Origin of the sequence: Acinetobacter sp. P1(2023) (assembly GCF_028367635.1) — a bacterium.
GTDB classification, from domain to species: domain Bacteria; phylum Pseudomonadota; class Gammaproteobacteria; order Pseudomonadales; family Moraxellaceae; genus Acinetobacter; species Acinetobacter pittii_E.
In genome coordinates this window covers 87,304-104,340 of the sequence record NZ_JAQNDD010000002.1, presented here as the reverse complement: position 1 = coordinate 104,340, position 17,037 = coordinate 87,304, and the positions used below count along the sequence as shown (strand labels likewise).

Annotated in this window: 14 protein-coding genes; 8 read left to right on the top strand and 6 right to left on the bottom strand. The window is 38.4% G+C overall.

What is annotated here, in order from left to right:
- Positions 1-6 precede the first annotated feature (6 nt).
- Entirely contained in the window at positions 7-846 is an 840-nt protein-coding gene (locus POD11_RS03595; protein ID WP_262456376.1) for a type 1 glutamine amidotransferase domain-containing protein, read from the bottom strand.
- A 119-nt stretch (positions 847-965) separates the two neighbouring features.
- Here POD11_RS03595 and POD11_RS03590 point away from each other — a divergent pair, with 119 nt between their 5' ends.
- The 5 genes from POD11_RS03590 (at position 966) to POD11_RS03570 (ending at position 5,081) form a co-directional block, all read left to right on the top strand.
- Positions 966-1,871 carry a LysR family transcriptional regulator gene (locus POD11_RS03590; RefSeq protein ID WP_262456375.1) on the top strand — a complete coding sequence of 302 codons (906 nt, stop codon included), beginning with the start codon at positions 966-968 and terminating at the stop codon, positions 1,869-1,871.
- A gap of 192 nt (positions 1,872-2,063) precedes the next feature.
- Positions 2,064-2,483 carry a glycine zipper domain-containing protein gene (locus tag POD11_RS03585; RefSeq protein WP_016140574.1) on the top strand — a complete coding sequence of 140 codons (420 nt, stop codon included), beginning with the start codon at positions 2,064-2,066 and terminating at the stop codon, positions 2,481-2,483.
- Between the two features lie 240 nt (positions 2,484-2,723).
- Positions 2,724-3,230 carry a hypothetical protein gene (locus POD11_RS03580; protein WP_016140573.1) on the top strand — a complete coding sequence of 169 codons (507 nt, stop codon included), beginning with the start codon at positions 2,724-2,726 and terminating at the stop codon, positions 3,228-3,230.
- Positions 3,231-3,363: 133 nt separating this feature from the next.
- Positions 3,364-4,368, top strand: a complete 1,005-nt coding sequence (locus POD11_RS03575; protein ID WP_262456374.1) for an LLM class flavin-dependent oxidoreductase — start codon at positions 3,364-3,366, stop codon at positions 4,366-4,368.
- Positions 4,369-4,517: 149 nt separating this feature from the next.
- A complete protein-coding gene (locus POD11_RS03570) occupies positions 4,518-5,081 on the top strand; it encodes a flavoprotein (protein ID WP_262456372.1) in 564 nt (187 codons plus the stop codon).
- Positions 5,082-5,121: 40 nt separating this feature from the next.
- Here POD11_RS03570 and pgaD read toward each other — a convergent pair whose 3' ends face one another.
- From pgaD to ppsR, 5 genes are all read right to left on the bottom strand, one after another.
- Entirely contained in the window at positions 5,122-5,580 is a 459-nt protein-coding gene (pgaD, locus tag POD11_RS03565) for a poly-beta-1,6-N-acetyl-D-glucosamine biosynthesis protein PgaD (RefSeq protein WP_239976528.1), read from the bottom strand.
- Complete coding sequence (pgaC, locus tag POD11_RS03560) at positions 5,577-6,824, bottom strand: poly-beta-1,6-N-acetyl-D-glucosamine synthase (RefSeq protein ID WP_262456371.1); 1,248 nt, start codon at positions 6,822-6,824, stop codon at positions 5,577-5,579. The genes pgaD and pgaC overlap by 4 nt, the downstream gene beginning before the upstream one ends.
- Positions 6,824-8,650: a poly-beta-1,6-N-acetyl-D-glucosamine N-deacetylase PgaB gene (gene pgaB / locus POD11_RS03555; protein ID WP_262456370.1), complete on the bottom strand. Its 1,827-nt coding sequence runs from the start codon at positions 8,648-8,650 to the stop codon at positions 6,824-6,826. The genes pgaC and pgaB overlap by 1 nt, the downstream gene beginning before the upstream one ends.
- Complete coding sequence (pgaA, locus tag POD11_RS03550; protein WP_262456369.1) at positions 8,650-11,088, bottom strand: poly-beta-1,6 N-acetyl-D-glucosamine export porin PgaA; 2,439 nt, start codon at positions 11,086-11,088, stop codon at positions 8,650-8,652. Before pgaA ends, pgaB begins: the two co-directional genes overlap by 1 nt.
- 385 nt (positions 11,089-11,473) lie before the next feature.
- Complete coding sequence (gene ppsR, locus POD11_RS03545; protein WP_002119749.1) at positions 11,474-12,310, bottom strand: posphoenolpyruvate synthetase regulatory kinase/phosphorylase PpsR; 837 nt, start codon at positions 12,308-12,310, stop codon at positions 11,474-11,476.
- 147 nt (positions 12,311-12,457) lie between these two features.
- Between ppsR and ppsA the strand changes: the two genes are divergently transcribed.
- The 3 genes from ppsA (at position 12,458) to cyoA (ending at position 17,034) form a co-directional block, all read left to right on the top strand.
- Positions 12,458-14,845 (top strand): phosphoenolpyruvate synthase, encoded by a 2,388-nt coding sequence (gene ppsA, locus POD11_RS03540; protein WP_224991330.1) that lies wholly within the window; start codon positions 12,458-12,460, stop codon positions 14,843-14,845.
- Positions 14,846-14,909: 64 nt separating this feature from the next.
- A complete protein-coding gene (locus tag POD11_RS03535) occupies positions 14,910-15,665 on the top strand; it encodes an RDD family protein (RefSeq protein ID WP_016140565.1) in 756 nt (251 codons plus the stop codon).
- 316 nt (positions 15,666-15,981) lie between these two features.
- A complete protein-coding gene (cyoA, locus tag POD11_RS03530) occupies positions 15,982-17,034 on the top strand; it encodes a ubiquinol oxidase subunit II (protein ID WP_016140564.1) in 1,053 nt (350 codons plus the stop codon).
- Positions 17,035-17,037 lie beyond the last annotated feature (3 nt).

The following is a 17,037-nucleotide window of genomic DNA, read 5'->3' as shown; positions in this document are numbered from 1 at the left end:
GTTATCTTATTTTAATTTCCCTAACAAAGTTTTACCGACAAGAACAGCCGAGGCTGGATTTTGTCCAGTAATAAGCTCACGATCTACCACCACGTTTGGAGTCCACGCAGTTGTATTACTTTGATATTTACCTCCTATAGACTGTAGAGCCGTTTGCGGATAGAACTTCATTTCACCACCTTTTAACAAAGCTTTTGCTTGCTCTTCTTCTTGATTGCTGATCACCGTCATTCGATAATTTTTATAAATCCATTCACCAGTTTTGACTGTTTTACCTTGTTCTAGTTGGCTAACTACTTCCGAGGCATTAGGCAAAGTTGACATTAAAGCGATAGGACCATGGCAAACCAATGCGGTAGGTTTTCCAGCTTTATGAAAAGCCGTAAGAACTTTGCCAAGCTGTTTATCTTTTAATAAGTCTTGCATGGGCGCATGTCCACCCGGAATATAAATCGCATCAAACTTATCAAACCCAATTTGCTCGATACGAGACAAACTCAAAACTGGAGAATCTTGAGGAGAGGTTAACTTTAGATTATGCAATAAACCTGCATATTGCTTTAACGCTTTTTCATCTTGGTTAAAATACATTGCACTATTTGATGACTCATCTAAAGTCGGAGCTTTCCCATGAGGGGTCGCAAAAGTTACTGTGTGACCTGCATCTAAAAGCATTTTTGTAGGCTGCATCAATTCATTAAGATAAAAACCTGTTTTAAAAACCTGATTATTCTTTAGCTCTAATTGGGCTTTATCAGACAACACAACCAATACATGAGCTGCATTTGCACTTAACGCTGCTGAAGCGGTAATCATTGCAAATATGATTTGATTTAACATCTTCATTATTCGACCTTCATTCCAAGCATTTACTGGATTTATAACTGGGATGGATATATTCTATTTTTGCTGATGAGGTAGAAAAACAACTCTATTTACAAATATTTTTTGCGTTTGAGGACAAAATGTCTCGTCAATTTGACCATCTTGCCGATGTTGAAGTGTTTTTAATTGTGGCCGAGAAGCTTTCTATTAGCGTAGCGGCGATTTATTTGTCCACCACACCCTCGGTTATTAGTAGAACAATTACACGGCTAGAGAAAAAACTAGGGATTCAGTTTTTTAGACGAACGACCCGCCATTTAAGCCTGACCGAAGCTGGTCAACTTTATTATGAAAAAATGCAACATGCTTTTCAGTTAATTGACCATGCAGAACGTGTGATTCAAGGTGAACAACTACAAATTTCTGGAAAGATTAAATTAAGTGTTCCTACAACTTATGGGCATTATCGGTTACCTCCCTTATTAGAAAAATTTCTTTTGCAATATCCGGACATTCAAATTGAAATCAGTATTTCTAATCGAAACGTTGATTTAATTGCTGAAGGATTTGATTTAGCTATTCGTCAAGGACATCTTCCAAATAGCTCTTTTGTAGCTCGACCTTTAGAGCAGGCCCCTTTAAAACTTGTTGCCTCACCCACTTATTTAAAACGTATGGGTATTCCAAAAACGCTAGAAGAATTAAATCATCATCAATGTATAGCCTTTGAGTTACCAAGTAATGGTAAGGTCACTCCATGGTTTCTTAAAGATATAGATCAGGAAATTCAGTGGATACCAACAAATCGGATTTTAGTAAAAGAAGATATTTTAGGAGTCGTGTCTCTTGCTGAAAATGGACTAGGGATATGCCAGAGTTACGACTTTATCGTTAATGAAAAAATTCAACAAGGAACGCTACAGCCTTTACTTGAGCCATATGCAGGTCACACACGCCCTTTCTCTTTACTATATGCACAACATAAGCATATGTCTTCCGCCACACGAGCTTTCATTGACTTCTTGTGTTCAACTGACCGTAAATAAACTTAAGAATGTTAAATGAGAATTACTTTTTCTATATGAGCATTAAATACTCTATTTTAATAGAAAACATACAAACCAGACACTAAACTGCAATACTCAAAAGATGGTTCTCCATATTTTAGGAGAAGTGTTTTGTTACATTTGCCGTAACAAAAGATTAGGGGTCCTGCAGTTAAGGACACGGAGTAGAAAATGAAATTAAATGCTTGGTTATGTAGCGCTGTTTTAGCAACTTCTATGGTTACTGTAGCGCATGCTGACAATACAACACATGTAGCAGCTGCTTCTGCTCTAGGTAGTGTCGCTGGTACTGCAATTGGTAAAAGTATGGGCGGTACATCTGGCGCAACAATTGGTGCTGCTTTAGGTGGTGCTGGTGGTGCAGCTGTTGCAAGTGATCGTCGTCACCGTACAGAATCTGCAATTGGCGGTGGTTTAGGCGGTGGTGCTGGTTATACCGTTGGTAAAAGCATGGGCGGTACAAACGGTGGTTACATCGGTGCTGCTTTAGGCGCGGCAGGCGGTTCTGCTTTAGGTAATAAAATCTCTAAAGACCGTGATGCTGATAGATCATCTAAGCACTGGAAGAAAAAACACCGTCGTCATCACTAAGCAAAAAAGTTGATGAATAGACATTTAAGCACCTTCGGGTGCTTTTTTATTTTTGATAGATTTTCACGCTACCCTTTTGTATGCACATGATTTATCCACATATTAATACAAACCATACAAACCGACACAAAACACTCGTATCTCCGTTTGGCTTCTCCATAATTATCACGAAATTTTTTATTACATTTACCTCAAGATAAAAATACTGTCCTTTCAGTAAAAAGGACATGGAGTTCCAAGATGAAAATGAATATTTGGTTAGCTAGTGCAGTACTTGCAACGTCTTCTATGGTAACAGTTGCACATGCAGATAATGGTACGCGTGTTGCTGCAACATCTGCTTTAGGTAGTGTAGTTGGTACAGCGATTGGTAAAAGCATTGGTGGTACATCTGGAGCGACAATTGGTGCTGCTTTAGGTGGAGCTGGTGGTGCAGCTGCAGCGAGTGACCGTCGCAATCGTACAGAAGCTGCGATTGGCGGTGCATTAGGTGGTGGTGCTGGTTATACCGTTGGTAAAAATATGGGCGGTACAAATGGTGGCTACATCGGTGCAGCAGTAGGTGCAGCTGGTGGTTCGGCACTCGGTCGTAAAGTAGCTGAAGACCGTAATTACGATGACCGTTATGACCGTGGTCGTTATGATCGTGATGACCGTAGATATTACGATGGTGACCGTCGTTATTATAAAGGTGGTAGCCGTCGCCATGACAATGGCTTACACCGTGGCTGGTATAAAAACCGTTAATTTATATATGAGTCAAAATAGCACCTTCGGGTGCTTTTTTATTGCATGATAAAAATTAATATCGAAAAAAAACGATATACATCGAACTTCATATATCGTAGTATTTCGATATATCCTTATTCGAGAATATCGCATGCGATCACTTCAAGATACCAAGTTTTCAATTTTGGAACTTGCTCCCATTCGTAATGATAAAACTATCGAATTTTCATTACGCCACGCCCTAGAATTAGCACAACATGCAGAAAAGCTGGGTTATGAACGTTTCTGGCTTGCAGAGCATCACAACATGGATGGTATCGCAAGTTCAGCTACAGCCGTCTTGCTCGGTTTCATTGCAGCACATACACAGTATATTCGTTTAGGTTCGGGCGGAATTATGCTCCCTAATCATGCCCCTCTCGTTGTTGCAGAACAATTTGGGACACTTGCTACACTTTATCCAAATCGTATTGAACTTGGTTTAGGTCGTGCTCCTGGTACAGACCAACTCACAATGCGAGCTCTACGTCGTGGTCATCAAGAAACAGAAGATCAATTTCCAAGAGAGGTTGTCGAAATTTTAAAATATTTCGATGTACCTCAGGCAGGTCAAAAAATTATTGCAACACCTGGACAAAGCACACATGTTCCTGTTTGGTTACTGGGATCTAGCCTTTTTAGTGCACAACTTGCGGCAAAACTTGGGCTTCCGTACTCATTTGCCTCGCATTTCGCACCACGTATGTTGGGCCAAGCGATTCAACTCTATCGAGAGAACTTTGAGCCCTCTGAATACCTAGATAAACCATATGTTTCAATGGGTGTGCCTGTTGTTGTGGCAGACACAGATGAAGAAGCACAATATTTAGCAACCAGCGCATACCAACGCGTACTAGGTTTAATCCGAGGAGAAAGCTTAAAGCTTAAACCACCGGTTGAATCAATGCAGGGATTATGGAATACAGCAGAACAACTGTCTGTCGAAAACTTCTATGCAATGGCGCAAATTGGTTCTGTAGATACAGTTCGCACTGGTTTACAAAAGCTTTTAGCAACATACGATGTTGATGAGTTTATTTTTACATGTGATGTATACGATACAGCTAAACGTTTAGAAAGCTTTACCCAGCTCATGAATGTAAAAACAGAACATTAAAACTCCGTTTCACATTCCCATACTTGAATTGATTTTGAGTATGGGACGACCATCTATCTGAAAAGACTTTACCCCAACTTCCTGCTTGGTTATTTATATTAAAACGATAAAAACATCATGATTTAAAAACCAAAAGGACTTTTGGAAAAATGAGTATTAATATTAAAAATAACACTTCAAAATCAGTAATTTTTCAGAATACTTCTCAAGATTTTGAAGGTTTTACTGGACAAGTGATTTCATCAAGTTCAATTAAAGAATTTGACTTTTCACATTCAACTGTCGCAATTATTGGTACTAATCAAGATAGCGTGACGCATCTTGAAAAAATCTGTCAGCAAGCAAAATTTGTGACTGTATTTCAAATCACACCACACTTTATTTTGCCCCACAGTCAAATGGGCACAAATAAGTTAATTACCCATCCACTCATTATCAAAAACCGGAGATTATTTAACAATCGAGTAAAAAGTCTTTTGGCCTTACGTTTTCTTGACACGCAAGTGAGTGAAACGTGGCTTAAACGCCTTTTAACCCCCAATATTGCAACCACCAAAAAAGTGTTTTTTAAATCTGATAGCTATTATGCTGCACTTCAAAAACCTAACTGTAAATTACAAACTTGGCCCATTGTTAAGATTACCCCTACTTCTATTCATAGTATGGACGGTATAGAACACCCCATTGATATCATTATTAGAACCACCACATAAAAATAAAAAAAGCATGGTTTTTAAACCATGCTTTTTTTATTTACTCATATTTTTGCAAATTACCATGATCATCGTAATGCAAAATGATGCGTTGTTTTTTTTGCAACTCAGTTAACATCTCAGGCGTAACCAAAAATTGGGCGGCTAGTAATTCAACTGAACTATTAGGTGCCTTAGCTCGTCGATCTTCGCCACTAAATCTAATCCAGTTATAGCTCGCCCACAAAATTAAAATGAGCGCACTAATCCCGATGAGCAATGCTAAGTGTAGTAAGGTCTTAACTTCTGATATATGGTCAACCCAGACGTAGTCATAAATTAAGTGCCCTTCAAACACCCATAAAAACAATGAAACCAACGGAAATAGCAACCACATTAAACAGAACCAACCCACTGTTTGTAATGTATAGTTTGCCGTTTTATTTTTGACATATTCTGGCTGGTCAATATATTCAGGAATATCTAGCGCTTCGATATTCTTATTTTCCTCAGGTTTCATGGGTTATCTCCACGGAAGCCTCGGTCTGGACTTACCCAGCGAGCACGTTTTTTAGTATTAAATAAAGTTTTTGGTACCGCCACAACACTTGTAAATAATGTCAGTAACCAGAAAAATAACGGATACCAAATGACCCAAAAGTAATTTCTAAAGAAGCGTCCTCGGTCATAGCGCTGGTCAATCCACAAACTCACTAAAAACTGAATTAAACATGTTCCGCCGAGTATTACACCGTACCACTGTGGCATAAGCGTTTTGATTTGCCATTGTTGAGACAGTTCAACAAATAATCCCACAAAAAATAGCGTGAAGATCATAATCATGACATAAGACCAGATAATGCTGACTAGCGCCTCAATCATGACAGGCCACATTCTGCGAACACGCAGTTTGAACATTTGTGGAATATATTCTATAAGAACCTCTACCCCACCTTGTGCCCAGCGAAGACGTTGTTTCCATAACCCTTTAAATGTCTCAGGCATATAGATATAGCAAAGCGCTTGCGGAATATACTGAATATCCCAATGGTCGAGCTGTAGCTTCCATGAAATATCAATATCTTCGGTAATTTTATCGTCTGACCAAAATCCCACTCGAACCAGTGCTGTTTTACGAAATGCTGCAATCACACCCGATACTGTAAAAATACGACCATATGTACGCTGTGCACGTTTAATCAAACCAATAATCGAAGAAAATTCACCTACCTGTAATTTTCCTAAAATACTAGATCGGTTTAAAATTCTTGGATTACCCGTTACGGCGCCAATTCGCGGGTAATTAATAAAGGGCTGCATTAACCAAAGTACCGCATGCGGATGTAATAACGCATCGCCGTCAATACAAACAAGATATTCGTATTTACTCACCAATACTCCTGATCTTAAAGCTACGGCCTTACCCTGATTTTCTGCTAAGTGTACAACCCGAAGTCGTGAATCTTGCGCTGACAATTCATCAAGTATTTCAGCTGTTCTGTCACTACTTCCGTCATTAACAGCAATGACTTCAAAATTTGGATATTGGGTTTGTAGCGCATAACGAATTGTTTGGCGTACTTGCGCTTCTTCGTTAAAACACGGAATGATGATACTGCATCCTTCGCCTGTAGGTTCAGGAAGCGCTTGTTCACGGTATTCTCTTTTAAAGAAGAACCAGAGTCCGCCTACCATCCATGTCCATGCCATCAGTAAGGGATATAAAAAGGCAAAAGCAAACAGAATATCGAGCAATACTCTCATTACTTTTTCCCCTCTACCAATCCAGCAAAAGGCTGATACATCACAGGGCTAGCATTCAAACTAATCGGATTATATAAATATTGATGAACATCTTTTGATTTTTCAAAATCATAGCCATCAATACCAAATTTCTGAATGCCTATCCGCTGAATAGCAAAGAGGGCTTGCTGCACTTCAGTCCAAGCAGTTTTTTGCGATTTTTCTGGTAACGCTAAAGTCAGCATTAATCTTTGCTTATCATTTTCATCAAGTGTATTTAAAAGCATTAACAACTGATTAAATTGCTTTTTCTTGCCAATCACATCGAACTTTAAATTGACTAAATCATGTTGCAATAAAAGCGTTTTTATAAGCTCAGGTAGATTTTCGATATGATCTAAATCAGGTGTAAGCAATAAACTAAACTGTGCCTGATTACTCATATTTAAATAAGGTTTAACTGCTTTTTTAGTCAGCTGGGCAAGTTGTGCGAGCTGTTTAGATTGTTCAATGCAACTATTTTCCTGAACTGTGATTTTTTGCATTGCGCAATTTAAAGATGTTTCCGCATTAAGTTGAATACCACTTAAATTACTGTTAAAGCGTGCTATATCCTTAGCCAAATCTACAGTTAAAAATGGTTTATCTTTTTGCGGATAAGCTGGTAATTCTAATATTACCGATTGACCCGCACGAGTTTGAGCCTGCCATAAACTACGGTTTAAAATATCTTGTTGGACAGACATTTTATTTGTAGGGAAATAAGCAACATCATATTGCCCATCCCCATCTTTATCCTCTAAAGGCTTTAAGATTAAAGCATTGTTTTTTAAGCTATATAATTTTGATAACAACTGCCCTAATTTTTCATCGGTCTGAGCATTTTGTTGAGCTGCCAACTCCTTTAAATCCATACTTACAAAGTGACGAGGTTGCTTAAATAAATCTGACTCTTCGAAATTCAGAATATTTATCATGCCTTCTGTCAGTTGTTCGGCCGTAGGATTATTAATGACCAAGCTGCGGTTAAAAGTTGAGTCACTTACGCGATTCATGCCATCACGCCCCAGACTGAACGAAAATTGAAAACCTGCCCGTTGTGCTAGTTTTTCTAATTGCTCATTTACCGCGCCATATGGCCAAATAATTGCTTTAGGATTAACACCTATTTCTTTTTTTAAAACTGCATAAGATTTTTTTAAATCCTGCAAAATACGTTGTTGATATTCTGCATCTGTTTCATAACGTGATTGCGATTTTAAATAGGCATAAGAAGTTGCAGCCGGTTGCTCATTGCCTTGAGGATTGGCCAATACGCCATGATGTAAATCATCGCTATGGCTTGCAAACTCTGCTAAACCAGAGGCTTGCATTTCACGAACTTGAGCCCAGTTCACCAAATTACCTTGCCCATAAGCTTCATAACCTGCTTGAGTATTACCATTTAACCAACTGGTTGGAAGAGCAAAAACTGCTGGAATCTGATATTGCTTAAGTAAAGGAAATACTCGGCTGTAACTACTCAAAGCACCATCATCGAAGGTGAGTAGAATAGAGTTATGAGGTAATTCTTTACCTTGTTTACGCGCCTCTTCAATGTCTTTTAAGCGAATTGGTTTCCAGTCAGACTGACTGAGCCAATCAAGAAACTGCGCCAGATTATTGGTCTGAATTGCATAAACATCACGATCACCTTCCTTAAGTACGTCATCTCGGACATCATGAAAAGTTAAAGAAACCGTATGATTTTTTGGTAGTTCAGTTTCAACGTGGGCATAGGAAAATTGTACGGGTAATAATGTTGAGGCAAACACACAACTCAACATTTTTGACATCATATTATTCATTAAAAACGCCCTTCAAATCCGAAAATACCGTAGGTATGTTGTTCATCATGACCATCGTATGGATGGTATTGCCAACCAATTCCATAATTAAGTTGCCAAGTCCGTGAGAGCTGCCATTGATGTTGATATTGCAAAGAGTATGTTGGTCGAGCTGAGTAATCTGCTTGTTTATAAAGCCCTACTCCAGCTTCAAAATGCTGTTTAAATGAGCGTTCATATTCTCGCCAAGTAACCCAGTCATGACTTAAATTCAGCTCAGCGCTGTAATGATTGCTTGGGCTAAAGTAAGCGGTCTGATCTTGGCTATTGCTGCCATAAAACCCACGCACCGTTCCGTAGGTAATATGATGAGGTGCATCAAATAATCGCTCGCGCCAAAAAGTAGAAAACTCTTGTTGTTTATTACCGTCACTTATATCGGTTAAGCCATAACTTGCCCCAATTTGACGTGACTCATCTTTTTGCCATGTCAGAGCAGCACGGTAAGCTTGTCCATCCTCACCATCATCAATTGCCTGTAATGGAATATTAGCTTGGCTGTCATATTGCAATTGATATTGCCAGTGGTCGTTTAACCATTGCGACCAATCAAGACGAACACCTGCTTGTCCACCATCCGTACTTTGCGACAAGATTGCCGACAATGCCTTACGGTTTGCTTGCCACTCAGCGCCAACCCCATAACGTTGGTCATGCACATCTCCAAAACGGTATTCTCCGTAACGATCTTGATGCCAAGCAAATAGACGATAATTATCTTTAATCCACGGGCTATTAATACGAGTTTCCATTTCACGGTCTTTCAAACCATTTTGCCCACTCACAGAATCACTGTTCTCTGCTTTACTTTGGCCCCAAGTTGTTGAGTGCGAGATCGTTGCTCTATCACGATCATCCAACTCTTTTCGACTTTTAACTACCCCGCTATCTTCAGGATAATATTGCAAAAGGCTTTCTGTGCTTTTGCGCCACTCAGGAATATTCCCTAAAGCCTGAGCATTTTGCATTTGGTTAATACGCGTATCTTTAGCAACTGGTGTTAAGCCATTTAAACGATCAATTGTTTGCTTCGCCTGTAATGGCTTATCTCTCCAGCGTTCAACACGAGCAAGGTTATTAATTAAACCTTCATTAGCAGGTGCAAGATCTACTTGTTTCTGAAAGTGCTTTTCTGATTGATCCAAATGGTTTGCATAAGCTAAATGCATACCTTGTAAAGCAATATAATCATCACGATCAGGATGGCTTGATTTATCTACGCCTTTCGCTTGACTATATTTATACGTAGGAATCAACCGATCAACGTCACTCAAAAGTTGTTCAGCTTGTTTATATTTTTCTTGTTCAATATAAGAGTAATAAAGCCCCGTATATACCGTCATATCTGAGTAGTTTTTTTCGGTAAGCAGGGTTTTAAAAGCAAATTCAGCTTGCTGCGGTTTTCTTTCAGCTAAATAACTATCAGCAATCGCATGACGCACATAAGCCGGGAGTTTTTCTAAAGGCATATTTAATTTAGCAAACTCATCTAATACTGTACGGCTACGCCCACGAAAGTCCAAAGCATACAAATAGTCATAATGAAATCTTAAATAATTAGGGTCTAAAGATTGAATCAAAGGCTGTATTTGTTCACCTTGCTTCAATACCTCATCTAACTCTGCAAAACCTTCACTATCCGATAAACCTTCTCGATTGAGATATTTATAGCGAGTAATTGAATTATTTACTCGTTGAGAAAACTCACTGACCTTTAACCAATGCTGAAGCGATTCAGTTTGTACATTTTTATCGCTGGCAAGCAATAACTGCTGAGCTTTTTTATAGGCGCCTACAGCGGCTAAGTCGTAAGTATATTCTTGCAAAACTGCAAAAGACTTTGGTTGTTGCTGATAAGCTTGCTCAATTGCAGATAAAGCATCTACGGGTGAATTAATGAGTCGATACGCATAGGCAACTTGAACAAGTTGATCTGCTGTAAGTTTTTTACTTTTAATATTTTTTAAGTGTAGTTTTGCATTTACAGTATCTTGAGCCTCGGCATATAAAACTGCTAACAAAATCTGCCCATCAGGCGTTTTTTGAATATTAAATTTGGTTGACCATTCAATCGCATTTTTAAAGTGTTTAAAATCACGGAAATTACGTATTAATGGAAATTGCCCATATTCTGGAAAAGTCACATAATTAATGTTTGCTAAATGCTGAGAAAAAGTCATTAGATCTTTTTTCTCACTTGACATTACAACTAAATAATCGGCTAGCAATCTTTGGTCATGCGGGTACTTATTTAGCAATTGTTCTAGTTGCAATATTGCTTGTTGGGTTTGTCCAGTTTTGTAAGTGTGAATAGCTTGCTCTCGCAATTCATCCACTTGAGCGGCATATAAATTAAGTGGCAAGATATATACCAATGAAAAAACACATTTTTTTAGCATTTTGATAATCGGATAGTCCCATATCGAGGTGGGAAAGTATAATTAAAATCAAAAGTTAATCACACAACACAATAAAAGTGTGATTCATTTAACATTTTGTGAATTATGGATTTTTTATGGATGATTTTTAAAAATATTTAGAAAAATTAAATAATTACTATTTTTTAGTGCAATAAAAAACATACACTTCTTTTCAATAGTATTATTTAAATTTACAAATTAGTTTCAAAAAAACTACGGGTTTATAACTAATAAAAACTATTTAATAATATTTAGTTTTATATATAAAACTTTTATTTTTCACTATGATATATATTAAAAACCATTCAATTTATCTATAAGTTAATATAAAAAATTGAATGGTTAAAATAAATACTTGATTAAATTAACCAATACGACGTTTTAATCCTGTCATTTGTAAAATACGTGTTGAAATCTCTTCAATTGACATTTCGGTCACGTTTAAATATTTAATGCCTTCTGAAATATAAATCCCTTCAATTGCTCTAAGCTCCATTTGGCATTGACTAAAACTTGCATAACGGCTATTCGCTTTACGTTCACTACGAATCGCAACTAAACGCTCAGCATCAATCATTAAACCAAATAGCTTACTACGATGAGCTCTTAATACTGCTGGTAAACGGTTATCGTCCAAATCTTCTTCAGTTAATGGATAGTTTGCAACACGAATCCCGAATTGAAGAGATAAGTAAATAGAAGTCGGCGTTTTACCCGAGCGGGAAACTCCAATTAAGATTAAATCCGCTTTATCGTAATGACGAGTACGTGCCCCATCATCATTATCAAGCGCAAAATGAACAGCATCAATACGGGCTTTATAGTATTCAGAATCGGTTACCGCATGGGTCTGCCCGACCAATGTTGTTGGTGGTGTCCCAAGCTCCTGCTCAAGTTTACTAATTAAGCCTTCAAATACATCCAGATTCACCGCTTTAGCCGTATTAATAATCTCTCGTACATGCGGATCGACTAAAGTATCAAATACTAAAGGGAGACAACCATCTTTGGTTTGACATCGATTAATCTCAACCACCACATCCATTGCCGCCTCTTCAGTGGTAATATATGGCATGATATGGATATCAAAATCTACATTGGGAAATTGAGCTAATAACGAATGTCCAAGGGTCTCGGCAGTAATTGCAGTTCCATCAGAAATAAAAAAAACACTCCGCTTAAACTGTTTACTTTCTGACATTAAAATTCTCCTTAAACATTTGTCTTAGTGCTATATAATCTTTATAGTAAACTGATCTTACATGACTGTCGCTTAGTATAATTCTCAACTAAGCACTTTATTTTTATAATTTCATGCCAAGATAGACATTAATACTGCAAAAGTGGAGTGAAAACTTTGGAAGCGCGCGTAATCGGTCTAGAAAAATTAGGGAAACACGATGTCGAACTCGTAGGTGGGAAAAACTCATCTTTGGGTGAAATGATCAGCCATTTATCAAATGCTGGTGTATCGGTACCTGGTGGCTTTGCAACTACTGCTGCTGCCTATCGTGAGTTCTTAGACCAAAGTGGTCTTAACGCTCGAATTCAAGCAGAACTTGCTCAACTCAACGTTGATGACGTAAATGCTCTTGCAGAAACAGGCGCTAAAATTCGTCAATGGATTGTAGAGACTCCACTCACTGCAACCTTAGAACAAGAAATTCGCGCCGCTTTTACAGCACTTTCTAACGGCAATCCTGATATAGCGGTTGCCGTTCGTTCATCTGCAACTGCTGAAGATTTACCAGATGCATCTTTCGCGGGTCAACAAGAAACTTTCTTGAATATTCGCGGTATTGATAACGTACTTATTGCGATCAAAGAAGTATTTGCTTCTTTATATAATGACCGTGCAATTTCTTACCGTGTACACCAAGGCTTCGATCATGACGTTGTGGCATTGTCTGCTGGTGTACAACGTATGGTTCGTTCTGAAACTGGCGCTGCGGGTGTAATGTTTACACTTGATACAGAATCTGGTTTCCGTGATGTTGTATTTATCACAGCATCTTACGGTTTAGGTGAAATGGTTGTACAAGGTGCTGTTAACCCTGATGAGTTTTACTTATCTAAGCCATTATTAAATGCTGGTAAACATTCTGTTTTACGCCGCAATCTTGGTTCTAAACACCAAAAAATGATTTATGGTGAAGAAGGTTCTGCGGGTAAATCTGTTGTTGTTGTTGACGTTGAAAAACAAGAGCGCCAACAATTCGCTTTAAATGACCACGAACTACAAGAGCTTGCAAAACAAGCACTTATCATCGAACAACATTACGGTGCGCCAATGGACATCGAATGGGCAAAAGACGGTGATGATGGTCAAATTTATATTGTTCAAGCTCGTCCTGAAACTGTAAAAAGCCGCCAAAATGTAGGCACTATGGAACGCTACCTTCTCAAACAAAGAGGTACTGTTCTTTGTGAAGGCCGTTCAATTGGTCAACGTATTGGTTCTGGTAAAGTCCGTATTGTTAACTCAATTAAAGAAATGGACAAAGTTCAAGAAGGTGACGTTCTTGTATCTGACATGACCGATCCTGACTGGGAACCGGTAATGAAACGTGCTGCTGCAATTATCACTAACCGTGGTGGTCGTACATGTCACGCAGCAATTATTGCACGTGAACTTGGTGTACCAGCTATTGTTGGTTGCGGTAACGCAACAGAAGTATTAACTGACGGTCAAGAAGTAACTGTTTCTTGTGCTGAAGGGGATACAGGTTTCATTTACGAAGGTGCATTAGATTTCGAAGTTCAACGCAACTCCATTGAATCTATGCCTAAACTTTCGTTCAAAATTATGATGAACGTAGGTAACCCTGACCGTGCATTTGACTTTGCTCAAATTCCAAACGAAGGTATTGGTCTTGCTCGTCTTGAGTTCATTATTAACCGTATGATCGGTGTGCATCCTAAAGCCTTACTCAACATTGACAGCCTACCTCGTGAAACTCGCGCTGCGGTTCTAACGCGTACCGCAGGTTATGCATCACCTGTAGACTTCTATGTTGAAAAATTGGTTGAAGGTATTGCAACTCTTGCTGCTGCATTTGGTGACAAGCCAGTGATCGTTCGTATGTCTGACTTCAAGTCAAATGAATATGCAAACTTAATTGGCGGTAAGTTATACGAGCCTGAAGAAGAAAACCCGATGCTCGGTTTCCGTGGTGCTAGCCGTTATGTATCTGATAACTTCCGTGATTGTTTCGAATTAGAATGCCGTGCACTTAAGAAAGTTCGTGATGAAATGGGTCTTACCAACATTCAAATCATGATTCCTTTTGTACGCACAGTATCTGAAGCAAAACGCGTTATTGAATTACTTGCACAAAATGGCTTGAAACGTGGCGAGAATGGCTTAAAAGTAATCATGATGTGTGAATTACCAACTAATGCCTTGTTAGCTGAACAATTCCTTGAACACTTCGATGGCTTCTCTATCGGTTCTAATGACTTAACTCAGTTAACATTAGGTCTTGACCGTGACTCAGGTATTGTTTCACATTTATTTGATGAACGTGACGCAGCGGTTAAAGCACTTCTTTCAATGGCAATCCATGCCTGCCGTAAAGCAGGTAAATACGTAGGTATCTGTGGTCAGGGTCCTTCAGACCATCCAGATCTTGCAAAATGGTTAATGGAACAAGGTATTGAATCTGTGTCTCTTAACCCAGACTCAGTTTTAGATACATGGTTCTTCCTTGCTGAAGAAAAAATCAAGCAAATCTAATAAGTTATAAAAAAAGGCCCATCCGTGGGTCTTTTTTCATCTTTAGAATAGAGAATTTTTATTTATGCAAATTTACTTGGCACGTAATAATCAACAAGCTGGGCCTTATACTTTAGAACAAGTAAATCAAATGTTGGCAAGCCAACAAATTTTGTTAACTGATTTAGCTTGGCATGAAGGCATGACAGAATGGAAAGCTTTAGGAGAATTAACCCAAGGTAAACTTGTATATCAACCTATTGGTTATTCTGTACCTCCAATAAACACGAATACTTCACCTAATGAAACTATTCGTCAAATTCGTGTAGAACCTAAAGTTCATGAACTTGCGTCTATCCCAGCTCGGGCTTTAGCGAAAATTATTGATTTATTGCTATGGTTACCAATCGCTGCAATTCCTTCTTTTTTCTTTAATGAAGCTCAATATAAGCAATTATTCGAATTGCAAAAACAAATGCAATCTGCAGAAGTTGCATCAACTAAGGCTGCAGAATTGCAACAGCAACTTTTTACTTTAATTCCGATAGAAGCTTGGCATTCAATGCTTGTTTACGTCGTAATTATGCTTGCAATTCAAGCCATCCTTTTAACAAAGTTTGGGCAAAGTATAGGTAAGAAAATCGTTGGAATTAAAATTGTAGATGCTGAGGATAATAGCAAGGTTAATTTAACTCGTATCTTCTTATTAAGAAGTATTGTTTTTATTATATTAAACTTACTGTTTATGCCGATCAGTACAATTATTGACTACGCTTTTGCATTAGGACAAAAGCGACAAGCTTTACATGACAAAATTGCAAGAACAAAAGTGATCAAATGATAGTGAATGACTCATTCATTTAATGTCTAAAAAAAGAGGAGGCACCCCGCCTCCTTTTTTCTATAGAGAGTTGATATTTAAATAAAAGCTCTTTTGAAATTAGATACCCTACAAAAAAAATCGGGTTTTAAAACAATTATTTCAGCCTACTTTATGTATAGCTTAGTTTGTCGATATGAGGCATAATGCCCTACAACGTAGCGGTGTCATATAATTGAGAAGTCTAAATTTTAGAATTAGCGTTCTCAATCATGCGACACTTTAATCGCTATCCCATATTTAATTAGGGAATGGGACTCTTCACCGAGGTTGTAAAATGAGACAAACGATTTTAGCTGTATTGTCTTTATCAACGCTTGCCGCACTTTTGACTGGGTGTGGTGGTGATATGGTACTTCTAAACTCTAAAGGTCCAGTTGGTCAAGGTCAAAGTGACCTTATGATGACTGCGATCTATTTAATGTTACTTGTGGTGATTCCTTCAATCATCATGGCATTATGGTTTGGTTGGAAATATCGCGCGTCAAATAAAGATGCAGACTATAAACCTACATGGGCACACTCAACTGCAATTGAAGTTGTAGTATGGGGTATCCCTGTCATTATTATTGGTATTTTAGCTTGGTTAACTTGGTGGGGTTCCCACAAGTATGACCCATACCGTCCTTTAGAATCAGATAAAGCACCTTTGACTATTCAAGTTGTTGCTGAACAGTTTAAGTGGATCTTTATTTATCCTGAACAAAACATTGCAACAGTTAACGAAGTACGTTTCCCTGAAAAAACTCCGTTAAGCTTTAAAATCACTTCTAACTTTACAATGAACTCATTCTTCATTCCACAGTTAGGCGGCCAGATTTATGCAATGGCAGGTATGCAAACTCACCTTCATTTGTTAGCAAATGAAACTGGTGTATATCGTGGTTTCTCTTCTAACTACTCAGGTTACGGTTTCTCTCAAATGCGTTTCAAGGCGCATAGCGTTACAGAGCAACAATTCAATGAATGGGTAGCAGCGGTTAAAGCAGGTAATGGTTCAACCATTAACCCAGAAGCAGTTCAAAAAACTACGCTTGACCAAGCTGAATTGGCAACCTTACGTGATGGTGACCGTTCTAAGCATCAGATTGAGCATTTAGTAAATCGTGCTAAAGCTGCTGGTGATCAAGAAGCGCTTGCTAAAGCTGAAGCTATGAAACCGTTCCCGACTAAGCCACACCCTGTGACTTATTACTCTTCAGTTGAACCAAAATTGTTTGAAACAATTATCAACCACTATATGAGTAACTATCATGGTGTTGACCACTCTGCTGAACACGCAACAGCTGACACTCATGCTGCAGCTGAACACGCTGCTCAAGGGGAATAAGAC

Bases quoted from the DNA above. Each gene is read 5' to 3' on its own strand.
- POD11_RS03580 (WP_016140573.1), top strand. From the start codon at position 2,724: ATGAAAATGAATATTTGGTTAGCTAGTGCAGTACTTGCAACGTCTTCT.
- POD11_RS03585 (WP_016140574.1), top strand. From the start codon at position 2,064: ATGAAATTAAATGCTTGGTTATGTAGCGCTGTTTTAGCAACTTCTATG.
- ppsR (WP_002119749.1), bottom strand. From the start codon at position 12,310: ATGTCAGAAAGTAAACAGTTTAAGCGGAGTGTTTTTTTTATTTCTGAT.
- pgaC (WP_262456371.1), bottom strand. From the start codon at position 6,824: ATGAGAGTATTGCTCGATATTCTGTTTGCTTTTGCCTTTTTATATCCC.
- POD11_RS03595 (WP_262456376.1), bottom strand. From the start codon at position 846: ATGAAGATGTTAAATCAAATCATATTTGCAATGATTACCGCTTCAGCA.
- cyoA (WP_016140564.1), top strand. From the start codon at position 15,982: ATGAGACAAACGATTTTAGCTGTATTGTCTTTATCAACGCTTGCCGCA.
- pgaD (WP_239976528.1), bottom strand. From the start codon at position 5,580: ATGAAACCTGAGGAAAATAAGAATATCGAAGCGCTAGATATTCCTGAA.
- POD11_RS03590 (WP_262456375.1), top strand. From the start codon at position 966: ATGTCTCGTCAATTTGACCATCTTGCCGATGTTGAAGTGTTTTTAATT.
- POD11_RS03535 (WP_016140565.1), top strand. From the start codon at position 14,910: ATGCAAATTTACTTGGCACGTAATAATCAACAAGCTGGGCCTTATACT.
- pgaB (WP_262456370.1), bottom strand. From the start codon at position 8,650: ATGAATAATATGATGTCAAAAATGTTGAGTTGTGTGTTTGCCTCAACA.
- POD11_RS03570 (WP_262456372.1), top strand. From the start codon at position 4,518: ATGAGTATTAATATTAAAAATAACACTTCAAAATCAGTAATTTTTCAG.
- POD11_RS03575 (WP_262456374.1), top strand. From the start codon at position 3,364: ATGCGATCACTTCAAGATACCAAGTTTTCAATTTTGGAACTTGCTCCC.
- pgaA (WP_262456369.1), bottom strand. From the start codon at position 11,088: ATGCTAAAAAAATGTGTTTTTTCATTGGTATATATCTTGCCACTTAAT.